Source organism: Staphylococcus sp. AntiMn-1, assembly GCF_001663395.1.
Lineage (GTDB): Bacteria > Bacillota > Bacilli > Staphylococcales > Staphylococcaceae > Staphylococcus > Staphylococcus equorum.
The window spans coordinates 143,044-165,723 of sequence record NZ_CP012968.1; the positions used below are offsets into that span (position 1 = coordinate 143,044).

At 31.8% G+C, this 22,680-nt stretch carries 22 protein-coding genes, 8 tRNA genes and 1 pseudogene; 22 read left to right on the forward strand and 9 right to left on the reverse strand.

What is annotated here, in order from left to right; translation table 11 throughout:
- Window position 1 precedes the first annotated feature (1 nt).
- The gene (locus tag AOB58_RS00815) at window positions 2-2,935 is read left to right on the forward strand and encodes an ATP-binding protein (RefSeq protein ID WP_021339011.1); all 2,934 of its coding nucleotides are present in this window, start codon (window positions 2-4) and stop codon (window positions 2,933-2,935) included.
- Window positions 2,935-3,876 (forward strand): 3'-5' exoribonuclease YhaM, encoded by a 942-nt coding sequence (yhaM, locus tag AOB58_RS00820; protein ID WP_002507250.1) that lies wholly within the window; start codon window positions 2,935-2,937, stop codon window positions 3,874-3,876. The genes AOB58_RS00815 and yhaM overlap by 1 nt, the downstream gene beginning before the upstream one ends.
- Before the next feature lie 148 nt (window positions 3,877-4,024).
- Here yhaM and prsA read toward each other — a convergent pair whose 3' ends face one another.
- The 4 genes from prsA to AOB58_RS00840 form a co-directional block, all read right to left on the reverse strand.
- Entirely contained in the window at window positions 4,025-5,017 is a 993-nt protein-coding gene (gene prsA, locus AOB58_RS00825) for a peptidylprolyl isomerase PrsA (RefSeq protein WP_021339012.1), read from the reverse strand.
- Window positions 5,018-5,302: 285 nt separating this feature from the next.
- The gene (locus AOB58_RS00830; RefSeq protein ID WP_002507252.1) at window positions 5,303-5,860 is read right to left on the reverse strand and encodes a DUF3267 domain-containing protein; all 558 of its coding nucleotides are present in this window, start codon (window positions 5,858-5,860) and stop codon (window positions 5,303-5,305) included.
- Window positions 5,861-6,128: 268 nt separating this feature from the next.
- Window positions 6,129-6,500, reverse strand: coding sequence for a YtxH domain-containing protein (locus AOB58_RS00835; RefSeq protein ID WP_002507253.1), 372 nt, complete (start codon window positions 6,498-6,500; stop codon window positions 6,129-6,131).
- Window positions 6,501-6,579: 79 nt separating this feature from the next.
- The gene (locus AOB58_RS00840; RefSeq protein ID WP_002507254.1) at window positions 6,580-7,005 is read right to left on the reverse strand and encodes an HIT family protein; all 426 of its coding nucleotides are present in this window, start codon (window positions 7,003-7,005) and stop codon (window positions 6,580-6,582) included.
- A 127-nt stretch (window positions 7,006-7,132) separates the two neighbouring features.
- On the opposite strand from AOB58_RS00840, the gene ecsA reads away from it, so the two are divergent.
- Together ecsA and ecsB are read left to right on the forward strand one after the other, a co-directional pair.
- Entirely contained in the window at window positions 7,133-7,870 is a 738-nt protein-coding gene (ecsA, locus tag AOB58_RS00845; protein WP_021339014.1) for an ABC transporter ATP-binding protein EcsA, read from the forward strand.
- Complete coding sequence (gene ecsB / locus AOB58_RS00850; protein ID WP_021339015.1) at window positions 7,867-9,090, forward strand: ABC transporter permease EcsB; 1,224 nt, start codon at window positions 7,867-7,869, stop codon at window positions 9,088-9,090. The genes ecsA and ecsB overlap by 4 nt, the downstream gene beginning before the upstream one ends.
- An 83-nt stretch (window positions 9,091-9,173) precedes the next feature.
- Here ecsB and AOB58_RS00855 read toward each other — a convergent pair whose 3' ends face one another.
- Window positions 9,174-9,677, reverse strand: a complete 504-nt coding sequence (locus AOB58_RS00855; protein WP_021339016.1) for a signal transduction protein TRAP — start codon at window positions 9,675-9,677, stop codon at window positions 9,174-9,176.
- A 290-nt stretch (window positions 9,678-9,967) separates the two neighbouring features.
- Between AOB58_RS00855 and hemE the strand changes: the two genes are divergently transcribed.
- The 13 genes from hemE to AOB58_RS00920 all read left to right on the forward strand — a co-directional run bounded on the left by hemE (window position 9,968) and on the right by AOB58_RS00920 (window position 16,124).
- Window positions 9,968-10,972: a uroporphyrinogen decarboxylase gene (hemE, locus tag AOB58_RS00860; protein ID WP_031265956.1), complete on the forward strand. Its 1,005-nt coding sequence runs from the start codon at window positions 9,968-9,970 to the stop codon at window positions 10,970-10,972.
- 84 nt (window positions 10,973-11,056) lie between these two features.
- A complete protein-coding gene (gene hemH / locus AOB58_RS00865; RefSeq protein ID WP_064782817.1) occupies window positions 11,057-11,980 on the forward strand; it encodes a ferrochelatase in 924 nt (307 codons plus the stop codon).
- 17 nt (window positions 11,981-11,997) lie between these two features.
- Window positions 11,998-13,392 (forward strand): protoporphyrinogen oxidase, encoded by a 1,395-nt coding sequence (gene hemY / locus AOB58_RS00870; RefSeq protein ID WP_064782818.1) that lies wholly within the window; start codon window positions 11,998-12,000, stop codon window positions 13,390-13,392.
- 191 nt (window positions 13,393-13,583) lie between these two features.
- Entirely contained in the window at window positions 13,584-14,141 is a 558-nt protein-coding gene (locus AOB58_RS00875) for an RBBP9/YdeN family alpha/beta hydrolase (RefSeq protein ID WP_021339020.1), read from the forward strand.
- A 375-nt stretch (window positions 14,142-14,516) separates the two neighbouring features.
- Window positions 14,517-14,588, forward strand: a tRNA-Met gene (locus AOB58_RS00880).
- Window positions 14,589-14,599: 11 nt separating this feature from the next.
- A tRNA-Asp gene (locus AOB58_RS00885) sits at window positions 14,600-14,675 on the forward strand.
- Between the two features lie 10 nt (window positions 14,676-14,685).
- Window positions 14,686-14,758, forward strand: a tRNA-Phe gene (locus AOB58_RS00890).
- An 18-nt stretch (window positions 14,759-14,776) separates the two neighbouring features.
- Window positions 14,777-14,852: transfer RNA gene (locus AOB58_RS00895), tRNA-His, on the forward strand.
- A 14-nt stretch (window positions 14,853-14,866) separates the two neighbouring features.
- Window positions 14,867-14,940, forward strand: a tRNA-Gly gene (locus AOB58_RS00900).
- A gap of 10 nt (window positions 14,941-14,950) precedes the next feature.
- Window positions 14,951-15,025 (forward strand) — tRNA-Asn (locus tag AOB58_RS00905).
- A 3-nt stretch (window positions 15,026-15,028) separates the two neighbouring features.
- Window positions 15,029-15,100: transfer RNA gene (locus tag AOB58_RS00910), tRNA-Glu, on the forward strand.
- Between the two features lie 45 nt (window positions 15,101-15,145).
- A tRNA-Ser gene (locus AOB58_RS00915) sits at window positions 15,146-15,234 on the forward strand.
- A gap of 449 nt (window positions 15,235-15,683) precedes the next feature.
- Window positions 15,684-16,124, forward strand: coding sequence for a carboxymuconolactone decarboxylase family protein (locus AOB58_RS00920; protein WP_002507262.1), 441 nt, complete (start codon window positions 15,684-15,686; stop codon window positions 16,122-16,124).
- 77 nt (window positions 16,125-16,201) lie between these two features.
- Here the strand turns inward: AOB58_RS00920 and AOB58_RS00925 are convergent, their stop codons facing one another.
- Window positions 16,202-16,765 (reverse strand): PepSY domain-containing protein, encoded by a 564-nt coding sequence (locus AOB58_RS00925; protein ID WP_002507263.1) that lies wholly within the window; start codon window positions 16,763-16,765, stop codon window positions 16,202-16,204.
- A gap of 240 nt (window positions 16,766-17,005) precedes the next feature.
- On the opposite strand from AOB58_RS00925, the gene AOB58_RS13940 reads away from it, so the two are divergent.
- The gene (locus AOB58_RS13940) at window positions 17,006-17,131 is read left to right on the forward strand and encodes a hypothetical protein (protein ID WP_002507264.1); all 126 of its coding nucleotides are present in this window, start codon (window positions 17,006-17,008) and stop codon (window positions 17,129-17,131) included.
- Here AOB58_RS13940 and AOB58_RS00930 read toward each other — a convergent pair.
- Window positions 17,128-17,361, reverse strand: coding sequence for a hypothetical protein (locus AOB58_RS00930; protein WP_233640479.1), 234 nt, complete (start codon window positions 17,359-17,361; stop codon window positions 17,128-17,130). The two genes, AOB58_RS13940 and AOB58_RS00930, sit on opposite strands and share 4 nt — an antisense overlap.
- Window positions 17,362-17,408: 47 nt before the next feature.
- Window positions 17,409-18,410 (reverse strand): glycosyltransferase family 2 protein, encoded by a 1,002-nt coding sequence (locus AOB58_RS00935; RefSeq protein WP_021339021.1) that lies wholly within the window; start codon window positions 18,408-18,410, stop codon window positions 17,409-17,411.
- A gap of 274 nt (window positions 18,411-18,684) precedes the next feature.
- Here AOB58_RS00935 and menE point away from each other — a divergent pair.
- Window positions 18,685-20,072: pseudogene (gene menE, locus AOB58_RS00940) on the forward strand (o-succinylbenzoate--CoA ligase).
- 13 nt (window positions 20,073-20,085) lie between these two features.
- Entirely contained in the window at window positions 20,086-21,090 is a 1,005-nt protein-coding gene (gene menC, locus AOB58_RS00945; protein WP_021339023.1) for an o-succinylbenzoate synthase, read from the forward strand.
- Here the strand turns inward: menC and yidD are convergent.
- A complete protein-coding gene (yidD, locus tag AOB58_RS00950; protein WP_002507269.1) occupies window positions 21,087-21,323 on the reverse strand; it encodes a membrane protein insertion efficiency factor YidD in 237 nt (78 codons plus the stop codon). The two genes, menC and yidD, sit on opposite strands and share 4 nt — an antisense overlap.
- Before the next feature lie 62 nt (window positions 21,324-21,385).
- Between yidD and ytkD the strand changes: the two genes are divergently transcribed.
- Window positions 21,386-21,862 (forward strand): RNA deprotection pyrophosphohydrolase, encoded by a 477-nt coding sequence (gene ytkD / locus AOB58_RS00955; RefSeq protein ID WP_002507270.1) that lies wholly within the window; start codon window positions 21,386-21,388, stop codon window positions 21,860-21,862.
- Window positions 21,846-22,640: an alpha/beta hydrolase family protein gene (locus AOB58_RS00960; RefSeq protein ID WP_021339025.1), complete on the forward strand. Its 795-nt coding sequence runs from the start codon at window positions 21,846-21,848 to the stop codon at window positions 22,638-22,640. Before ytkD ends, AOB58_RS00960 begins: the two co-directional genes overlap by 17 nt.
- The last annotated feature ends 40 nt before the right edge of the window (window positions 22,641-22,680 follow it).

The window sequence follows — 22,680 nt, forward strand, 5'->3', positions numbered from 1 at the left end:
TATGAAAATTAAATCGTTAGAGATATATGGTTATGGCAGATTTATACAAAGAACAATCGAATTTGATGAGACTTTCACTGAAATATATGGTGAAAACGAAACTGGAAAGTCTACGATACAAGCTTTTATTCACTCCATTCTATTTGGTTTTCCAACAAAGAAAGAAAATGAACCACGATTAGAACCACGATTAGGTAATCAATATGGCGGTAAATTAACTTTGATTCAAGACGATGGTACATTAGTTGATGTTGAGCGTATAAAAGGTAGTGCAGTGGGCGATGTGAAAGTTTATTTACCTAATGGCACGATTAAAGATGAAAATTGGTTGAAAAAAGAATTGAATTTTATTTCTAAACGTACATACCAAGGTATTTTTTCTTTTGATGTACTTGGACTACAAGATATTCATAAAAATATGGATGAGACTCAATTACAAAATTATTTATTACAAGCGGGTGCATTAGGTTCTACAGAATTTACTAGTATGCGTGGCATTTTAAATGAGAAAAAAGAAATGTTATATAAAAAAAATGGACGTAATCCAATTATTAATCAGCAATTAGAACAGTTGAAAGAATTAGAGGGTCAAATTAGAGTCGAAGAGTCGAAGTTAACTACTTATAAAAGACTTGTAGATGATAAAGATAAATCAGAACGCAGGTTAGATAATATAAAGCAAAATCTAGCACAGTTATCAAAAATGCATAACGAGAAACAAAAAGAACTCACTTTGCACGAACAAACACAAGAGTGGAAAACGCTAGAATCTCAACTTAATATTGAACCAGTACTTTTCCCTGAACAAGGTGTTGATCGCTATGAATCTGCAAAAATTCAAACCCAAAACCTTAAAAGAGATTTAGGCTTGAGAGAAGAAAAGTTAGCACATCTTAAATCAGAAAACGAAAAAATTAATGTTCCGAAACAAAGTGATATAGATGCTTTCAATCACTTACACCAACAAGAGAATGAAATTAAACAAAAAGAATACGAACTTAAAGCTATTGAAAAAGACATCCAAGATAAAGAACGCGAAAAGACAGGCCTGAAGTCCAATATTGGTTGGCATGATGTGCATCATCAAGCTGACAGTTCAGAAGCAATGAAAAGTTTTGTAAGTAATCAAATTAAAAACAAACAAGAACAAACTGCATTTGTACAACAATTAGAACGTAATATCGAAGAGAATAAAATTGATCAAGAGACCAATGCTACGGAAATAGATGCTTTAGAAGCAGATATTGTACCTGAAGAAAATTTTGAAAAGAAAAAACAATATAATAAACAAGTTTTCGAGCTTCAAGAAAAGAATAACCTTTACCAAAAAATGAAAGAGGCTTTTGATAAAGATCAACAAGAAAATGAGAAAAAACAGAATCTATTACGCATAAGTTTAATTATCTTAGCAGTAATAAGTATAGGACTAACGATTTTCTCATTCATATCTGCGAACATACTCTTTGGCGTTGTATTTGCGATATTGTCAGTCATATTTATCATAGGCGTTTTCTTTGTAAAATCTAAAGAAATAGGTCATAGTGAAACTTTCTCAAAAGAAATAGATGATTTGCAACGACAAATTACGCATTTAGAAGATAATTATGATCTCGACTTTGATTTGGATGATCAGTACCGAGTGCGAGAACAGTTGCATAGTACAGTTAAGACAAAAGAAGCACTTGATAAAAAAGCTGAATATTTAGCAACGAGTTTAGAACAAGCTCAAAAACAGTACCAAGAAGCCCAAGACAGTATTCACAAAGTTAAATCAGATTTACATTTATCTGATAAAATGTCAGATGAACTGATCATTGATAGTATTGGCACAATGAATAAGATTAAAGACCATGATAAACACATCGATGAACTTAAAGAACAAGCGCGTCAATTACGTGAGTCATTAGAAGCCTTTTATGCGCATGCTAAAGAAATTACAAATAATCAATTTACGTATTTTAATGATTTATCATTATTCCATGACATTAGACAGTGGCTCAAAGAAGAAACAACTAATCTTGAAAAATGGAATAGAAACGATGAGCAAATCAAATTAATTGAGAGTGAAGTATCGCAACTACGCAATCGATTAAATGAAAATAATAATGTGATCACACAGTTATTTGGCTATGTTAATGCTTCTGATGAAGAAACTTATTACCAACACCATGTACAATATCAAAATTACCAACAACAAATGACTAGGTTTAACGATTTATCGAAATACCTAGAGAATCAAAATTATAATTATGATTTAAGTTCAAGGTTAAGTGAAAAGACTTATGCGCAATTAACGCACGAAGATGAAGTCTTAGCACGACAAGTAGACGAATATAATGATCAATATTTAGAAATGCAGTCAGAAGTTAGTGACTTAAACGCAAAAATAACTGATATGGAGACAGACAAGACATTAGCTGATTTAAGACATAGATTCCATATTCTTAAAAATAAAGTAAATGACGAAGCAAAAGATTGGGCAAGTCTGAGTTACTTACAATCTTTAGTAGAAGGTCACATTGCACAAATTAAAGATAAACGTTTACCAGAAGTGATAAGCGAAGCAACTGAGATATTTACGCATTTAACAAATGGTCATTACGTACAAGTGACTTATGCAAACGATGAATTAATGGTGAAACAGCAAAATGGTCAAATGTATGAACCAGTAGAACTTAGTCAGTCTACTAAAGAAATACTTTATATTTCATTACGTTTGAGTTTAATCAAAACGTTAAAACCATACTATCCATTTCCTATTATTATTGATGATGCATTTGTACATTTTGATAAGCAACGCAAAGAAATAATGATGAATTATTTAAGACAAATGCCAAAAGACTATCAAATTTTATTCTTTACATGTGTGAAAGATACAAGTGTGCCTTCAAAACAAATCATTACTTTGAATAAATTCGAGGAAGGCGGTAAATAATGAGAAACGTAGAAAATTTAAAGCCTGGAGATTCTGTAGATAACTTTTTTCTAATTCACAAAGCAATACAAGGTGTGACAGCTCAAGGTAAAGATTATATGACACTACATTTGCAAGATAAAAGTGGAGATATAGAATCTAAATTATGGACGGTTTCAAAAGAAGATATGAAAATATTAGAGCCTGAACAAATCGTCCATGTTACTGGTGATGTTATCAATTATCGTGGTAGAAAACAGATGAAAATCAATAAAATAAAGTTAGCAAAACCAGAAGATAATATGAAAACTCAAGATTTTGTTGATGGTGCACCATTAACACCAGATGAAATTCAAGAAGAAGTTTCACATTATATGCTAGATATTGAAAATGCTACATTACAACGTATTACTCGTCATTTGATACGTAAGCATCAGGAAGCATTTTTCACATTCCCAGCTGCAAGTACACATCACCATAACTTCTCTAGTGGTTTAAGCTATCATGTATTAACGATGTTGCGTGTTGCAAAATCTATATGTGATATTTATCCTTTACTTAACCGTAGTTTATTATATAGCTCAATTATTTTACATGATCTAGGCAAAGTAAGAGAATTAAGCGGACCAGTTGCTACATCGTACACAGTAGAAGGTAATTTACTTGGTCACATCTCCATAGCAAGTGATGAAGTTGCAGAAGCGGCAAGAGAGTTAAATCTTGACGGAGAAGAAGTACTTTTATTACGCCATATGATTTTAGCACATCATGGTAAGATGGAATATGGTTCGCCTAAGTTACCGCATATGAAAGAAGCAGAAATATTATTCTTTATTGATAATATCGATGCAAAAATGAATATGTTTGAAAAAGCATATAAGAAAACGGATAAAGGTCAATTTACTGAACGTATTTTTGGTCTAGAAGGCAGACAGTTTTATAATCCAACGTCACTAGACTAATCTCGTTATTGTTTATATAAGAGGGTAGTTTGGAGCATCAATAGCTCATCCTCAAATAATATATAAAAAAGGCTGATAGAATCTCTTTTGGGATCTATCAGCCTTTTTGAATTTGTGTTAGCTATTTCAGGGTCTCTGTGATGGATTTTTATTGTCCTGTAGACATCCCAGCGCCACCTTGTTGCATAGCTTGTTGTTGCTGCTGTTGCTGTTGTTGTTGTTTTATTTTTTCTGGGTTTAAAATTGAATCTTCAATAGCTTTTTTGATATCTCTATCTTTATAGTCTACATTATATTCATCTAATAACTCTTTGTATGCATCTGTTAATAATTTAGGCTCTTTTTGTACTTTAGATTGTAATAATTGAGATTTAAGTTTATCTTTTTGTTTATCAAAGTCGTCTTCTTTGTCTGCTTTAATAATGTGATAACCATAATCTGTTTTCACTACTTTAGAAATTTCTCCTTCTTTAAGTTTAAAGAGGGCTTTTTCAAATTCATCTTCCATTTGGCCTTTCATAACATAGCCTAAGCTACCGTCTTTTTTAGCTGATGATTTATCTCCTGATTCTTCTTTTGCAATTTCTCCGAATTTGTCTGGATCTTTATCGACTTGTTTTTTGATTTTTTCTGCTTTTGCTTTTGCATCTTTATCTGATAAACCTTCTTTATCATCTTCGTTTTCTTTCACTTTAATTAAGATATGAGAACCTTTTTTAGTGTTTTCTTTGATTTCTTTATCTGATACTTCGACTTTATCATTAAGTAATTCTTTTTGATAAGCTTGTGTTTTCTTCTGTTCTTTATAATCACTTATAGACATTTTTTGCTGTTTTAACATACTTTCAAATTGTTCTTTACCGCCATATTGTTTCTGTTCTTTTTCGACTTCTTTATCAATATCTTTCGTATTAACTTCGTCTTTATATTTATCTGCTAGTAATTTGTTTAATAAGATTGAGAATGAACTGTTGGCAATTTGTTCATCGCCCATTTTGCTCATGACATCTTCTACTTTAACGTCTCCAGCTTTTGATGAAATAATTGTATCATCTTTTGAATCTGTTGCACTACTACCACAAGCACTTAATAGCAACGCGCTTGCTGTAACCGGAAGTATAACTTTTTTAAATGTTTTCATGGTTGGAAACTCCTTTTGTAATAATAACAACGTAAATATAACATATTATGCTGTGTTCACCAATAAGAAACCCTGTTTCTAGGACTATAGTATTAGTAAATTTATAAAAAAATAGATTATTAAAATTAATTTGAATTAAAAACAAAAAAGTGGGATAGAAATCAAAATTTAAAATTTGATTTCTATCCCATCCACAATACTTATTAGGTATCTGATAGTTATTATGCAATATCCCATTTACATGTGTAACATAGCATACTGGATTTATGTCAAAATCACTTCACTTTATTGTTCATACTTAGTGTCAACTTTATTTAAAATATTAATGCCTGTTTGATGTTCTTCTATATATGAACCTTCATTGGAAAATAGTATTATTTTTAAATAAAGAAAATCCATTACTGAATAACCCATATTTAATGCAAGAATAAACATAAAGTAATGACCAAATTGTGGGAATTGTATGCTGGCATATGCACAGATGCTCGTAATAATGATTACAGGTGTAATTAAATCAAAACAAAAATAATATTTATTAACAGGTGTGTTCACATACGTATTATAAAAAGGTACGGATTTATGTCGCACTAATTTATATTTTTTGAAAGATTTATAATAAGGAAACAGAAATACTAAATGAATTGCTTTATGAATAGGGTATAAGATCACCACTAATACTAAAAATACTAAAAAATATTGATCTGTTAATTTCGTATTGGAAAAAAAATACAAAATCTCATAGGCAATCAAGAATGTAATGATCGTTGTGACTAAACTTAGAAATGCTATTCTAGGTAAGCCGAAACGTGCATTAATATCAATTTGGCGTGTACATAGATACATAACTAAATCATGCTCCTCTACTTAATAAATAACAGCACTTATATACTTTCGTATTATCTATCCTAACAGGAAAAAGGTCAAGATAATTTTGAATATGAAATAGGGCGTATATTAAAGAAGAAATAAGCGATCAATTGAATACTTTTATAGAAGATTTTATCAGTATATAAAAAGAGCTGTAAACCTCATTATGGACAATGCTTAGGTTTACAGCTCTGTGTTTAGGCTTGATAGATGTTTAGCATAAAATCAATTGAATAACTGTAAGTTATTTATCTTTTTCAAAAGTTTTACTAATTTCTTCGCCACGATTTTGTAAATTCTCGATATGAGATTGTAATTTTTCAATGTTAGGATTGATATCAGATTTGAAATCACCAATCATTGTTTTTACCTCATCACCAATTGTACTGCCAAATTCTGTACTTTCAGATTTAATTTGAGAGATATAATTCGTAATATCATTTATACTTTGCTTAATGGTATTAATTTCTCTATCAACTTCTGATTCAGCGCCGGCAGGTCTTTTTGTTTGTGCATTAAATTGGTTAGACTCTCTTTTATCGCGGTTCATCAAAGCAAAGCCAAGACCAGTTGCAACGCCAGCACTAAGACCTAATAATATTTGAGCTGTTTTCATAAAAATTCTCCTCATTTCTAAATAATATCGCATTCTTTAATATGGTTTATATACCCCATATGAGATAAAATAAGCATATTTAGTCGAATTGAGCTGCTATTTCTTGTGCGAGTTTAGCTTTTTGGTCATCATCAATCGTCTCTTCATGCGTTTCCCATTTATAGCCAAAGCCATCCACATCGTTTTCATATCTTGGTAAAAAGTGGAAATGAAGATGGAAGACAGATTGATCGGCAAATTCACCATTATTCTGTATAATATTTAATCCATCAGGGTTAAATGCTTTTTTAATCGCATTGGCTACTTTAGGTAATGCTGCGCCAATATGTTTCATCGTTTCAGTATCTGTTTCGAAAATATTGGCTGATGCTTTTTTAGGAACTAATAGTGTGTGACCTTTTGTAACTTGAGAAATGTCTAAAAATGCGTAAACATAATCATCCTCGTATACTTTATGGCTAGGTATGTCACCATCAATAATTTTACTAAAGACTGTTTCTGACATGAATCTTCACTCCTTGTAAGATTGTTACTGACTATTATAGCATTAGTATATTATTTCCGTCATTTTTCGCAGTAAATTTATGCCTATAGACTGATTTTTGATACAATATAATTTGTGGAGGTGCCATATGACAGTAAAAATAGAACATTTAACAGGCGGTTATGGTAAACGACCTGTAATTAAAAATATAAATTTCGAATTAACCCAAGGTGAAATTGTTGGGCTTATTGGATTAAACGGAGCAGGTAAAAGTACGACAATTAAGCACATGCTTGGCTTGCTGACACCTATGGAAGGTGAAATGACAATTTCTAATACAAATATAAAGCAAGATGTTGAAACTTATAGAAGGAAATTATCTTATATTCCAGAGGCTCCGGTTATTTATGAAGAATTAACATTGCAAGAACATATCTACATGACAGCTATGGCTTATAATATTAGCAAAGAAGCTGCAATGGAAAAGGCACAACCTTTATTAAAAACATTTCGCTTAGAAGATAAATTGAATATATTTCCAAGCCATTTTTCTAAAGGTATGAAGCAAAAAGTGATGATTATCTGTGCTTTTATTGTAGATCCAGAATTATACATTATTGATGAACCATTTCTAGGATTAGATCCTTTAGGCATTCAATCCATGTTAGATTTAATGGTTGAGAAAAAAGACGAAGGTCGTACGGTATTAATGAGTACACATATTTTAGCGACTGCAGAAAGATACTGCGATAGATTCTTAATTATGGACGAAGGGCAAATTGTAGCATTCGGAAACTTAGATGAACTAAGAGCACAAACAGGTTTAAAAGGTAAAACGCTAGATGAAATATATATCCATGTCACACAAGGTGGCCAACAAACATGAACCAAAATGCGAAACAATTATTTAGTACAAGAAAACAAGAGATAAGCAAAGAAAAACAATACTATAATAAATTCATATTTAATGGTCATTTCTCTGTATTTCTTGTAATTATGTTTGGTGCCTTTCTAGTAGGCTATGGTGATTGGCTACAATCTATACCAAAGCATTTTAATTACGCTTTGGTTGCTAGTATCGTCGTAGCATTAACATCAATGTTTCCAATTAGAACGTTGCTTAAAGATGCAGATAGACTTTTTCTATTACCATTTGAAAAACACATGTCGGAATATATGAAACATAGTTTAATATATAGTTACTTTTCTCGAATAGGGATACAAGTAGTAATACTAATTGTGTTATTCCCATTGTTTTTTGTGATTAATAATCAAACTTTTGGTTTTTATATTTTGTTTGCTGTATTAGCACTCATTTTTCCATTATTAGGGCTATTACTAAAATGGCAATGGTATAAATACCGATTAGAACGTTGGTCTCTTTATGTATTACTCTTTATTATTTTCACATCTGGATATTACTTAGCATTAGAGCCGAAACAACTATCAAGTATTACTTCTGTTTTTATCCTAATCGGCATAACAATGTTGATTCGTTATCAAAATAAGACACATTTATATCCTTGGGAAAAAATGATTAAATCAGAACATCAACATCATATGAATTATTATAAATTCGTTAATATGTTTACGGATGTAAAACATCTTAAAGAAACAGCGGTAAGAAGAAGTTATCTAGATCCATTGCTAATTACGCCTAAGCGTAAAAGGTTTAATTCAAATTATATGTATCTTTATTTATTTATAAGAAGTTTTGTGCGCGGTAAAGATGCTTTTAATATCATTTTAAGATTAGTAATTCTTGCGCTTGTTTTAATGTTTTGGTTAGAACAACCCATTATCATGTTAATTATTGGTAGCTTGTTTATGTACATTATCTTATTACAAATGGCACAATTTTATACACAACAAGCTTATGGTTTGTGGCCACAAGTATGGCCGGTTACTGAATCAAAAGTAATAAAAGGATATGAACAATTCTTATATAGATTAATGTTAATTGTAGGAGCGTTATTTATTATCGTTTATGCTTTTGTATTTCCACTCTATAGTTACTTTGGTTTGTTATTCTTCCTTGTAGGTTGGCTAACAATAATAAATGTCATTAAAAAACTTAAATATCAAGAAACATTGTTAAGAGATTAAAAAAAGTCGTTTCTCGGTGCGATAGATAGTTTATCCATCGCATAAGAAACGACTTTTTATTTTAAAAATTGTAATTTTCAATATTAATTATCATCAATCGGGAATAAATGTCTTTCGAAATAACTCGAATGTTGACGACTTGAGCCGAAGAACTGGCTTAATGCCAACTTATCAAAGTTGTCTTTGAATAAAGATGAAGCTCTAAAATCTTCATAAGCATTTCTACTTTCGAAGCCAAAGTAAATCTTATATGTTAAACCTTGTTCCGGTTTTAAGAAACGATAACTTCTATAACCAGCAAATTGATTGAAATCAGTAGAAAAGCCTTCCAATTTTTTCTCTAATTGATATGCATGATCTTCTGAAGTCGGAATAAATATTACTGAATAAAAGTTATTCTCATCTAAATCACCCTCAGCCTTTAGAACTTCATAAACTAAAGGTTGTTTTAAAACGGATTGATTATCTGTTTCTTCTATGATTACTGAAGAGTCAGAAGCTGAAAATTGTAATAAGTTATGACTAGGGTTATTTAGTCTGATTTGATTCAAATAACCAAACGTACCATAAGATGCATAAATTTTCATAAGATTTCCCCCTTGCTTTGTTTAAGAAAGTGCATATAACTATTATACTGTACTATAGATATATCTATTTTATCAAATAAATATAACAATAGTCTTTGATAACATTATAATAGATTTCTAAAAGAAAACAATAGTCAAATGATTAAGATAACAAAAGTAGACTGTTTGTCTTTTTTATGACATTTTAACACAATGAAATACGGCGTATATAACAGTATGGTATTATAAATAAGAATGATTATAATGTAGGAGGATTCAAGGTGCATAATAAAAATAATACAATCCTAGATATGATAAATGGTGAGGCGGTAAACCACACACCAGTATGGTTTATGCGTCAAGCTGGTAGATCACAGCCTGAATATAGAAAGTTGAAAGAAAAGTATTCTTTATTTGAAATTACACATCAACCAGAGCTATGTGCTTATGTGACACATTTACCAGTTGATAATTATAATACAGATGCAGCGGTGCTGTATAAAGATATTATGACACCACTTCAGCCGATTGGTGTAGATGTGGAGATAAAATCTGGTATCGGTCCAGTAATTCACAATCCTATAAAAAATATACACGACGTTGAAAAGTTAGGGAAGATTGATCCTAAGCGAGATGTGCCTTATGTTTTAGATACAATAAAAATATTGACTGAAGAAAAATTAAATGTGCCATTAATTGGTTTTACAGGAGCACCATTTACATTAGCAAGTTATATGATTGAAGGTGGACCTTCAAAGAATTATAATTTTACTAAGGCGATGATGTATAGTGACGAAGAAACTTGGTTTGCACTTATGGATCATTTAGTAGATATGTCCATCACGTATACATCTGCTCAAGTTGAAGCTGGAGCAGAGATAATTCAAGTGTTTGATTCTTGGGCTGGGGCGTTAAATGTAAAAGATTATCGTTATTATATTAAACCAGCGATGGAGAAACTTATTAATGGTATAAAAGCGAAGCATGATGTACCTGTAATATTATTTGGTGTAGGTGCGAGTCATTTAGCACATGAGTGGAATTCATTACCAATCGATGTATTAGGTTTAGATTGGAGACTTTCTATCAAAGAAGCTGGAAATCTGCATATCACTAGAACCTTACAGGGCAATTTAGACCCATCATTGTTATTAGCACCATGGGACGTTATTGAAGAAAGATTAAAACCAATATTAGATCAAGGAATGGAACATGGACAGCACATTTTCAATCTTGGACATGGCGTCTTTCCTGAAGTTAAACCTGAGACACTTAAACGTATAACGACATTCGTTCATGATTATACGAAGAGATAGTAGACATAAACACACGTCACCAAGAGTAACAATTTATTATGTCATATACATCTAAAATTTATTATACAAAAGGATGATTTAAAAATGACAAAAACAATAGGCTTATTAGTTATGGCATATGGCACGCCATATCAAGAAAGTGATATTGAGGCTTACTACACAGATATTAGACATGGCAAAAAACCTACAGAAGCAGAATTACAAGATTTAAAAGATAGATACAAACATATCGGTGGGTTATCACCATTAGCTAATACAACAAATCGTCAAGCTGAAACACTTTGTGATGCACTAAACGAAGCATACAGTGATGTTGAATTTAAATTATACATTGGTTTGAAACACATACACCCGTTTATAGAAGATGCGGTTAAATCAATGCATGAAGAAGGTATAGAAGAAGCTGTTACAGTAGTGTTGGCTCCACATTATTCTAGTTTCTCAGTAGGTTCATATAATACAAGGGCTCAAAAAGAAGCGGATAAATATGGCATTACATTTAAACATGTAGAGCACTATTATCAACAACCTAAATTCATTCAATATTGGACAGAAAAAGTGAATGAATCATTAGCGGAAATTCCACAAGAAGAACATGATGAAACTGTATTAGTTGTATCAGCGCATAGTTTACCGAAAGGACTTATTGAGCAGAATAATGATCCTTATCCAAATGAATTACATCATACAGCACAATTATTAGAAGAACATTCTAATATTATCCATGTAGCTGAAGGATGGCAATCTGAAGGTAACACTGGTACACCGTGGTTAGGACCAGATGTTCAAGACTTAACTAGAGCATTATATAATGAACATGGCTATAAAAATTTCATTTACACTCCTGTTGGTTTTGTATGTGAACATTTAGAAGTGTTATATGACAATGATTATGAATGTAAAGTAGTCTGCGACGAATTAGGCGTTAACTATTTCCGTCCGTCAATGCCTAATACGGACCCTTTGTTTATTGGAGCAATCGTTGATGAAATCAAAAATGTTTATTAAAGGAAGCGTGAACTGTTTTGACTAAAAGTATTGCGATTATTGGTGCTGGTATTACAGGTTTATCAAGTGCATATTTTATAAAACAACAACGACCTGATATTGATGTCACTATATATGAAGCGTCTAATAGAACTGGTGGTAAAATTCAAACATATAGAACTGAAGGATACACTATCGAACTTGGGCCAGAATCTTATTTAGGACGCAAACAGATTATGACAGATATTGCTAAAGAGGTTGGTTTAGAAAATGACCTTATTACAAACCAAACAGGGCAGTCTTATATATATGCTAAAAATAAATTATTCCCCATCCCAGGTGGGTCAATTTTAGGTGTACCAACTGATGTTAAGCCCTTTTTAAAAACAAATCTAATTTCTCCTACAGGTAAATTAATAGCTGGGTTAGATTTATTTAAGAAATCGATAGAAATAGAACATGATATTTCAGTCGGATCATTTTTCCGCCAGCGCTTAGGAGATGAAGTGTTAGAAAACTTAATAGAGCCTCTAATGGGTGGCATTTACGGTACGAATATAGATGACTTGAGTTTGATGAGTACTTTTCCAGAATTCAAGCAAAGAGAAGAACAATTTGGTAGTTTAATTAAAGGTATGCGATATGAAAAAGTACAGCGACAGAAACAACGTCAACTATATCCAGGAGCGCCAAAAGGCCAATTCAAGCAATTCAGACATGGCTTGAGTTCATTTATAGAGGCTTTAACTAAATATGTATTAGATCTTGGTGTCCAAATAGAGTTTAATACGCCTATTCAAGATATTATCGTTGCTCAAAAATCTTATGAAATCGTTACGGCAGAATCGAAAATAGAATATGATGGTGTCTTGGTTACTACGCCACATCAAACATTTATGCAATGGTTTGGCAATGATCCTTCCTTTGACTATTTCAATACTATGGATTCTACGACTGTTGCAACAGTCGTATTAGCTTTTGATGAGCAAAATATTGAAAACACATATGACGGTACAGGATTTGTCATTGCGCGTACAAGTAAGACGAGTATCACTGCTTGTACATGGACAAGTAAAAAATGGCCATTTACAACACCAGAAGGTAAAGTACTTATTCGTGCATACGTAGGTAAACCTAATGACACGGTCGTGAACGATCACACAGACGACGAAATAGTAAATATTGTTAAAAAAGATTTGAGTCAAATGATGACATTTAAAGGTGCGCCAGATTTCAGCATCGTGAATAGATTACCTAAAAGCATGCCACAATATCATGTAGGTCATATAGATCGTATTAAAGAAGTACAAGCTCATATTAGAACAAGTTATCCAAGGCTACGTATTACTGGCGCCTCATTTGAAGCAGTAGGATTACCTGACTGTATTCAACAAGGCAAAAATGCTGTAGAAGAATTAATAGCAGAACTATAATAAAACTTTGAAGAGTCGTTTTTCGATATAATAAGTTGTTATATCGAAATAACGGCTTATTTTTATATTTTTAATTGTTGGATAATTTAATATTTATAACAATTGTGAGATACTTAATATATAGCGTAGTAGAAGCGGATACGGTAGCAAAATAACAATGATTTATGAGCTATTGTACAGGAGGAATATTTATGACAGATATTATAATTGTACATTCCAAAATTGGAGATGCTACAAACCATTGGTATCAATGGTTAGCTAATAACCTTATTTTAGAAGGTTATAATGTAACATTATTTGATTTACCAGTAGAAGAAAATGATAATCTTGAGCAGTGGGTGGAAAGAATGAAAGACCAAATCACTGTTAAAAAATATGAAACATATTTTATAACACATGGTTTTGGTACTTTAGCATCATTAAAGTACATAGAAGAAACGAATATAAATCATATAGAAGGTCTGTTTAGTGTTGCAGGTTTCATGGATGACGCGGAAGAAATAGATGCATATATTGATCCTGAAACAAAAGCAATCGACTATGAGATTGTTAAAAATAAAGTAGATCAATTCTATGGTTTGTGTTCTAAAAATGATAAATATGTATCTTACTTAGAAACTAAAAGATTAATGGATACATTAAATGGTGTGTGTAAAGTAACAGAGAATGGTGGCCATTTTATGGAAGATGACGGCTTTACCACATTCACAATTTTACACGGAAAAATGCAAGGTATCATGAGTAAGTAATTTAGTATTTAACATTAAAGAACATTATTTAATTAGTTATTGTTCTTTAATGTACAATATTTATTGTAATGACATCACAACAAATGTAGTATTTAAGCGTGAAAACAATAGAATTTTGTATAAATAAGGAACTAAAGATAAAATATTATTATTATATTCCTTTTTTACACAAAATAGTTTTTAAAAGTTATTGACTAAAGCGTTAGGAATTTATATACTAAGTAAGTATTGATTGATAGGGGATGTACAAACATCAATTATCGCATTAAAGTTTTAATTCCTGATTAAGCCAATGTAAATTACTTTTAAAAAGTTGTTGACATTAAGTAAAGATTCATGGTATATTAATTGGGTAGGCGTCATTAATAATATTACCGCGGGATGGAGCAGCGGTAGCTCGTCGGGCTCATAACCCGAAGGTCGGTGGTTCAAATCCGCCTCCCGCAATTTTTATTTTAGGTCTCGTAGTGTAGCGGTTAACACGCCTGCCTGTCACGCAGGAGATCGCGGGTTCGATTCCCGTCGAGACCGCCATTATCATTATGGTTCAGTAGCTCAGTTGGTAGAGCAATGGATTGAAGCTCCATGTGTCGGCAGTTCGACTCTGTCCTGAACCATTTTTTAATATTGCTTTGGCGGTTGTGGTGAAGTGGTTAACACATCGGATTGTGGTTCCGACACGCGTGGGTTCGATCCCCATCATCCGCCCCATAATGATTAATTAAGCGGGTGTAGTTTAATGGGAAAACCTCAGCCTTCCAAGCTGATGTTGTGGGTTCGATTCCCATCACCCGCTCCATTTAAATTATTCCACAGTAGCTCAGTGGTAGAGCTATCGGCTGTTAACCGATCGGTCGTAGGTTCGAGTCCTACCTGTGGAGCCATATGGCCCCGTGGTCAAGCGGTTAAGACACCGCCCTTTCACGGCGGTAACACGGGTTCGAGTCCCGTCGGGGTCATACAAACAGAAGTGAAATATCGCTTCTGTTTTTTTATATTATATTGGAGAGTTGTCCGAGTTGGCCGAAGGAGCACGCCTGGAAAGTGTGTAGACGTCACAAGCGTCTCGAGGGTTCGAATCCCTCACTCTCCGCTATTTACATAAGTTGAACTTTTTTGAAACACCGTAAACCTGATATAATAGGGTTTCGGTGTTTTTACTTTCAATAGACTACTATAAAAATTGTAATCCCCATAATTAATATTAAAAAATATGTTGTCAAACTATAACTTTCATTAAATTAAATAAGGATTTACTTTTATCAGAAATTATTATATTATTGTTGTGGACACCCTAGGGTGTTGTCAGATAGAGTGGGTCTAACGTACACCTTAGGGTGTGGGTTCAGACAAACTCTCAGACGTAACCATCTCTTCGGAGATGGTTATTTTTTTGTTACATTCAAGTCTTTTACAATCTGAAATATGTGAAATAGTAATACAAAATGAGGTTATACAAGAAGAGTGTAAACAAACAAATTGTGATTCTTAACCTTAGAAATTATACTGAATTAGAATAATCATGATTATGGGGGTTCATTTTTGGAAAATAGAATAGATTATTATGAAATTGCTGGAGAAGAAATGGCATTAATAATGGATTTGGAAAAACAATTAAAGAAAACATCTATTAATAGAAAGTTAAGAGAGTTGATTAAGATACGTGTCTCTCAAATAAATGGTTGTGCTTTTTGTATTGGTATGCATACTGCAGATGCTAGAAAAATGAAAGTATCAGAAGAAGAAATCTATTTATTAAATGCATGGCATGAAACAAATATATATTCTGATAAAGAGAAACTGGCTTTTGAACTTACAGAAGCAGTAACGAATATTACTGTAAATGGTGTTTCAGAGGAACTATTTAACGAAGTTCGTAAACTGTATACAGAAGAGGAGTACACAGACTTAATATTAATCATTAATCAAATCAATATGTGGAATAGATTGTCTATTTCTATGGGGAACAAACACATCATATAAGTCATAACTTTATAGAAATCATAAATAAAGGAGGATCAATAACTTCATATTGATCCTCCTTTATTATTTAGTGAATTTTAATCGTCTTGTTCATTATTTAGTACATCACCACTTTTAGCATCGATTGTGATTTCGTGCTTAGTGCTGTCATCTTTTAGGTCTAAATCGTAAACGAGTTTGCCATCATCTTCAGATAGGGACCATTCTTTGATGTCGCCATCAAATTCTTCTTGTCCTTTTTTAATAGCTTCTTTATAGTCGATGGCATCATTATATTTAAATGTTTCATTTTCATTTTCTGAATCTTCATTTTCAGTTTCCTTATTTAAAACCTCTTTGTTTTTATCAGAAATGATAACTTCTGATTCTTCACCATTTTTTTGTTGCTCTATTTTATAAGCCCATTCACCATTACTCTTTTCATAAGTAATGCCTTTTAAGTCTTGTCCACTATACTCATCTTGTGCTTTTTTAATAGCATCTTTGGGGCTTGTTTTGATTTTATCTAAAGCAATGACTTGTTTATCTGTATCTTTATTACTAGAATCCTCAGATTTAGTATCGCTCTCTGAATCTCCATTACCACATGCTGTAAGCAAAATACCTGACAGTGCTACCGCAGTCACCAATTTTAACTTCATTTTTAACACTCCTTGTAAATGATTCAATCATTAATCTATACCCAGTAATAATACTTTCAAACTATAATTTTAAAAAATAATTTTTGAGAATTTTAGTGTGATAAAATTTATATTTTTTAGTATTAATAATTAAAAATGATAAATTAAATAAGTTTTCATTTACAATATTCCGATTTTGAAAGGACATGTTTGTCTTGTTTTTTATAATATGATCAATTAGCATTGCCAATGTAAACTGAGATGTTAATCACAAACAATGATATCACTCAAGCAGTTAATAAGACTGTTAAAGCAATTCCAGTAATAGAATTTTATGAATCTATTCACTTATATGGTTCATTATCTTACCGCCTTAAAGAAATTTAAAATCTACAAGATACACGGAGAAGAGGGGTATTATTAAAATTAAAGTCTCCTTTTAAATCATGAATGTTTATATGGATTTTTAAATTGCTAATACTTGCTATTTTATACCCATTCATCATTAATATTGGTGTTTTATTTTTGTTCCATTTAACTGAAAATGTAATTTGCTCATAATTCGTGAATATCCATTCAATTTTTTCTTTGTTTAGTTTTAAATCTTCTTGCTTCAATGCTAAGTAATGTCTATTTTCATAATTAAAGTTTTCCAATTATATCTTTAACCACCTTTTAATATTTTATCTGCAGTCATCACAGCTAATAGGTTATTTTGACGTATAGCTTCCAATTTTAAATTAAATATAGGTGTTACATATGTATCTGCGGTTCTAGGAACTTCATTTATAGTTTTTGATAAATATTTAATCCATTCTTTTTTCTCTTTGTAACTCATTTTACTAATTGAAAAATGCTTATTCTGTCCATGTCTCAATAGCCTTGTTGTATACTTCGCTGCAAGTTTGTCACGGAGTACTCGTTTTTTGTATACTTTACTGCAATATATTGCGTTATAGATATTGCTTATAGTAGAAAAATATTGTTTCGGTGTGCTTTTTTTAGTAGACAGATGATTTTTAGACGAGAAATCATTCACAACAATGTAGTATTCATAATCAGTTTTAATAGAATAATTTTTTGAATTCATAAGGAATTCTATAGTGAAAAGTTGATCCTCTGCAGTTTTAGCATTTGTTTTAAAACGAATTTTATTTTTATGTATAATATTACTTTTAAACATTTTTAAAACTGATAATGCATAAAACAAACTGTTTTCTATAATATCCGCTTTTGGCACATTACCATTCTCAAACACTGCTTTCGGAACACCTCTACCTTTTCCTTCCACACCATACTTACCAATAATTAAATCACTATTATTTTCTTTCCCATATATGTAAAGATCCTCTAACGCTCTTTCATGCAAGTAATCATCAGAATCTAAGAAGAAAATGTACTCTGAATTACTCATGCTTATGCCTTTGTTTCTTGGAGCACTTGCGCTTCCTGTATTTTTATTTAATCTTTTAAATTTTATTAAATGCTTATAATTAACCCAATATGATTTAATAGTTTCAACAGTTTCAATATCATTTGAATGATCATCTATAATTATTAATTCAAAATCTTTATGACTCATAGTTTGATTTAGAATTGAATCGATAGTACGAGAAATCATATTCCCGTTATTATATGTAGGCATGATCACACTAACCTTTTTCATAAGAAATCACTCCTTTAAACTAAAATAGCAAAGTTAAATAGGAGATGGAATAAGGTTCAGAAAAGTGTAAAAAATATAACTGCAAATGTAAAAAAATAGATGTATGAAAATTCAAAAGCGATTTGAAATAAAACAAACTTTAAAAAATAGAATGTGTGACTAAAAATTTAACTTATAAAACATTTGCGTAGTCATAACATTAAAGTGAAGATTTGGACCATGTTAAATAATAATAAAAGCGTTATAATATAATATGAGATGGAGGAATGTAGGCGTGGAATTTTGGTTGAAAAAACAAGCAGAACTAAATGGTGAAAAGGTGTTTATAGATGACGGCACAAAGCAAATTTCATTTAATAAGACCTATCAATATGCTTCGAGATTAGCATATCAATTAAAACAGTTATATAAGCCAAGAATTGGATTATATATCGATAATTCGATAGCATCTGTCATTTTAATTAATGCAGCGTGGCTAGCTGGTATTGAAATTGCTATGTTAAATACAAGACTGACTAAGAAGGAAATGCTTGCACAAATGGTATCAATTGAAGTTGATACTGTGATAGCACGAGAGCCAATACAATTAAAAGGTATTCATATAGTTAATTTTGAAAACTTATGGACTCATTTGGATGATAATCAATATGAAACATCATTTTCAATAGAACGTATTGCATCGATTATGTTTACATCAGGGACAACGGGACCTCAAAAAGCTGTGCCACAGACATTTAGCAATCATTATGCAAGTGCAAGTGGTTGTAAGGAAAGCCTTGGGTTTGATCAGAATACGAAATGGCTATCCGTATTGCCTATCTATCATATTTCAGGATTAAGTGTAGTGTTAAGAGCATTAATTGAAGGCTTTACAGTTCGTATAGCATCTAAATTTAATTCTGCAGCTATGTTAAAGATTATAAAAGAAGAATTACCTACACATGTGTCACTCGTGCCCCAAACATTAAAATGGTTAATGGATGAAGGATTTGATCAACCTTATCAAGTTCAAAAGATATTACTTGGCGGCGCGAAACTCTCTAGTGCTCTGATTGATCAAGCACTTCAAAATAGACTGCCAATATATAATTCTTTCGGTATGACAGAAACGTGTTCACAGTTTTTAACTGCTTCACCAGAGATGTTAACACATCGTTATGATACAGTAGGTAAACCGAGTGCAAATGTTGATGTGAAAATTAAAGCCCCAAATTCACAAGGTCATGGTGAATTGTTAATCAAAGGTGATAATGTTATGCAAGGTTACCTATATCCTGAAAATAAGCAAGACATCTTTGAAGCAGGCTATTTTAATACTGGTGATATTGCAGAAATAGATGACGAAGGTTATGTCATGGTTTATGATCGCAGAAAAGATTTAATAATCAGTGGTGGAGAAAATATCTACCCTTATCAAATTGAGTCGGTTGCTAAGAATTATTTGGGCATAGAAGATGCAATGTGTGTCGGCGTAGAAGATGATACCTGGGGGAAGTCCCATATTTATATTACGTTGCGAATATAACAATATCTGATGCGCAATTATTAGAGCATTTCAAACAAAATTTAGCAAAATATAAAATACCTAAGCAATTTGTACGCGTTGAATCATTACCTTATACATCAACAGGAAAGTTACAGAGAAACCGTTTGAAACTTTAAATTCGAGGTGGATATGAAATTACAAGCAGTGAAATTATACGAATATAATGCTAGTTTTAAACATGCTATTGTGACGCCGAAAATTAAATTGAGTTGTCGGAAGGTATTAATTATTGAATTAATTACTAATACGGGGCAACATTATTTTGGAGAATGTAATGCTTTTGAGACGGATTGGTACTCACCAGAAACGATAGAAGTTGTGCGCCACCAAACTGAGAAATGGATTAAACAATATCAGAATGAAACGTTTAATCATTTTGGAGAGGCACAAGCAACATTAGATAATTTGATGGCATTTCCAGCTACAAGAAGCATGCTGGTAATGGCTTTTTATCAAATGTTTTATGAAATGCATTCATTTAATGTTCCATATGGCGCAACAGTCAGTGGTTTGACTGAAGGGAATTTAAAGCAACTTGTAGATACCCAACCACAACGTGTTAAAATAAAATGGTCACAGCATATACTACAAAATATTGAAATGTTAAAACAATTAGACTTTCAACCGAATATCGCAATAGATGCGAATGAATCTATTCAAGAAAATGAGTCACACAAGTTAAAACAACTTGCTAATAAATCAATACTCTATATCGAAGAACCTTTTAAATCATTAGATAAATTAGAGGCTTTTACTAAATCTGAACTGCCACCAATCGCAATAGATGAAAAAGCATTATCTCAAGATGAAATTATGAAAATCATTGCTAATAATCCTATTAATGTAGTTGTGTTGAAACCTTTTAGATTAGGTGGAGTAGATAAAGTATTAGAAATCATTAACGTTTTAAAAGCAAAAGATATCAAAATCGTTATCGGTGGTATGTATGAATATGGATTAAGTAGATATTTCACCGCATTGTTAGCTCAATTTGCTGACTATCCAAGTGATATCACACCAGAAGGTTATTATTTTAAAAATGATATAGTAAATAATGCAGGCATATTAAAAGGAGATTCAATATATTTTGAACCTCCTGAAGTTAATACAGCACAATTAAAGCGCGTTTATTAATCTTTTTTCTTTTCTTTTTTCTTTAATGGTACTGGGTCAAAGCCACCCTTATGAAGTGGATGACATTTCGAAATTCTTTTAACACCTAACCAGGTACCCTTAAATGCACCATAGACTTGTATCGCTTCTCTCGTATATTCAGAGCAAGTAGGATAGAAACGACATGTAGCAGGTGTCATTGGCGAAATGAAACGTTGGTAAATACGTATAAGTCCTAGGAACAATGTTTTCATTATAATTTTGCCTCCAACAAATAACTTAGCATAGACAGTTTAACATAATTAAAGGGAGAAGGATGAACGTGAAGTTTAAAGATAGCGAAAATGATGATGTGTTTTTATCATATAAAAATGACGAAAATCATGCTGATGGTAACCATGTCCTGATTATACCTATATATCAAGGACAATTGCTGTTTACCAATCATAAAATAAGAGGTATAGAGTTTCCTGGTGGCAAAAAAGAATTAGGAGAATCCAGTGAAGTAGCAGCAGCTAGAGAATTGTTCGAGGAAACAGGTGCAACGATAAAAAAGTGTAATTATATTGCGCAATATCGTGTAGTAAGGCAAAATGGATTAAGCTTTACTAAAGATGTATTTATGGTTGTCGTTAAGGATGTAGAGCAACAACAAGACTATTTAGAAACAAATGGACCTTTATTTTATAATAATGTTTATGATATTCCAGAAGAACGCAAAAGCTACTTATTGAAAGATGCAGCAATTTTACAATGTTTAGAGAGAGTGATGGAGCTTGGATTTTATTCATAGAAAACGTATGCCAGTTGAATCATCAACACATTTTTTTGAAGAAGTCACATATCATGTGGATGCTTTAAAAGTGCGTGGTCTCTTAATGGCACCTATAGCTAATGTAGAAAGAATTGTTATTTATTTGCGAGGTGGAAAAGGGCAAGTAGGTATGGTACGTACAGGACGTTTAATGCAATTTGCAAACGATCATACATTAGTTTTCGGTCCTTATTATCGTGGGAATAATGGCAGTGAAGGTAAAGATGCATTTTACGGTGCGGATTTAAACGACGTTACTGTTGCTATTAAAATATTAAATTGTATGTATCCAAAAGCACATATTCATATGGTTGGATTTTCTAGAGGTGGTCTACAAGGGTTATTAACGTTTCAAGATTTACCGATATCTAGTTATATAATTTGGGGTGGAGTCTCTGATATATATTTAATGTATGAAGAACGTGTTGACTTAAGAGGAATGCTTAAACGTATGATTGGTCATCCTAAAAAGAACGCTGATGCGTATAGGCAACGAGATGCAGTTTCCCAAATTACTAAGGATAGCCCACCAATTTTAATAGTACACGGTGGAAAAGATTATCAAGTTGGTATTCATCAAGCATATTATTTAGCGGAAAAATTAGAGCGTATAGGTGCGACTTATCGTACGTTTTATCAAATGGAAGAAGGGCATATTCCTAGGCCGTTTGCATTAAAATCTACATTGTCGACCATCAAACAATGGATGACAGATGTTGAAGCCCAGCATATTAAACAAAATTATAATGAACAATAAAAAGCATGAACTACAAATTCTTTCGTAGTTCATGCTTTTT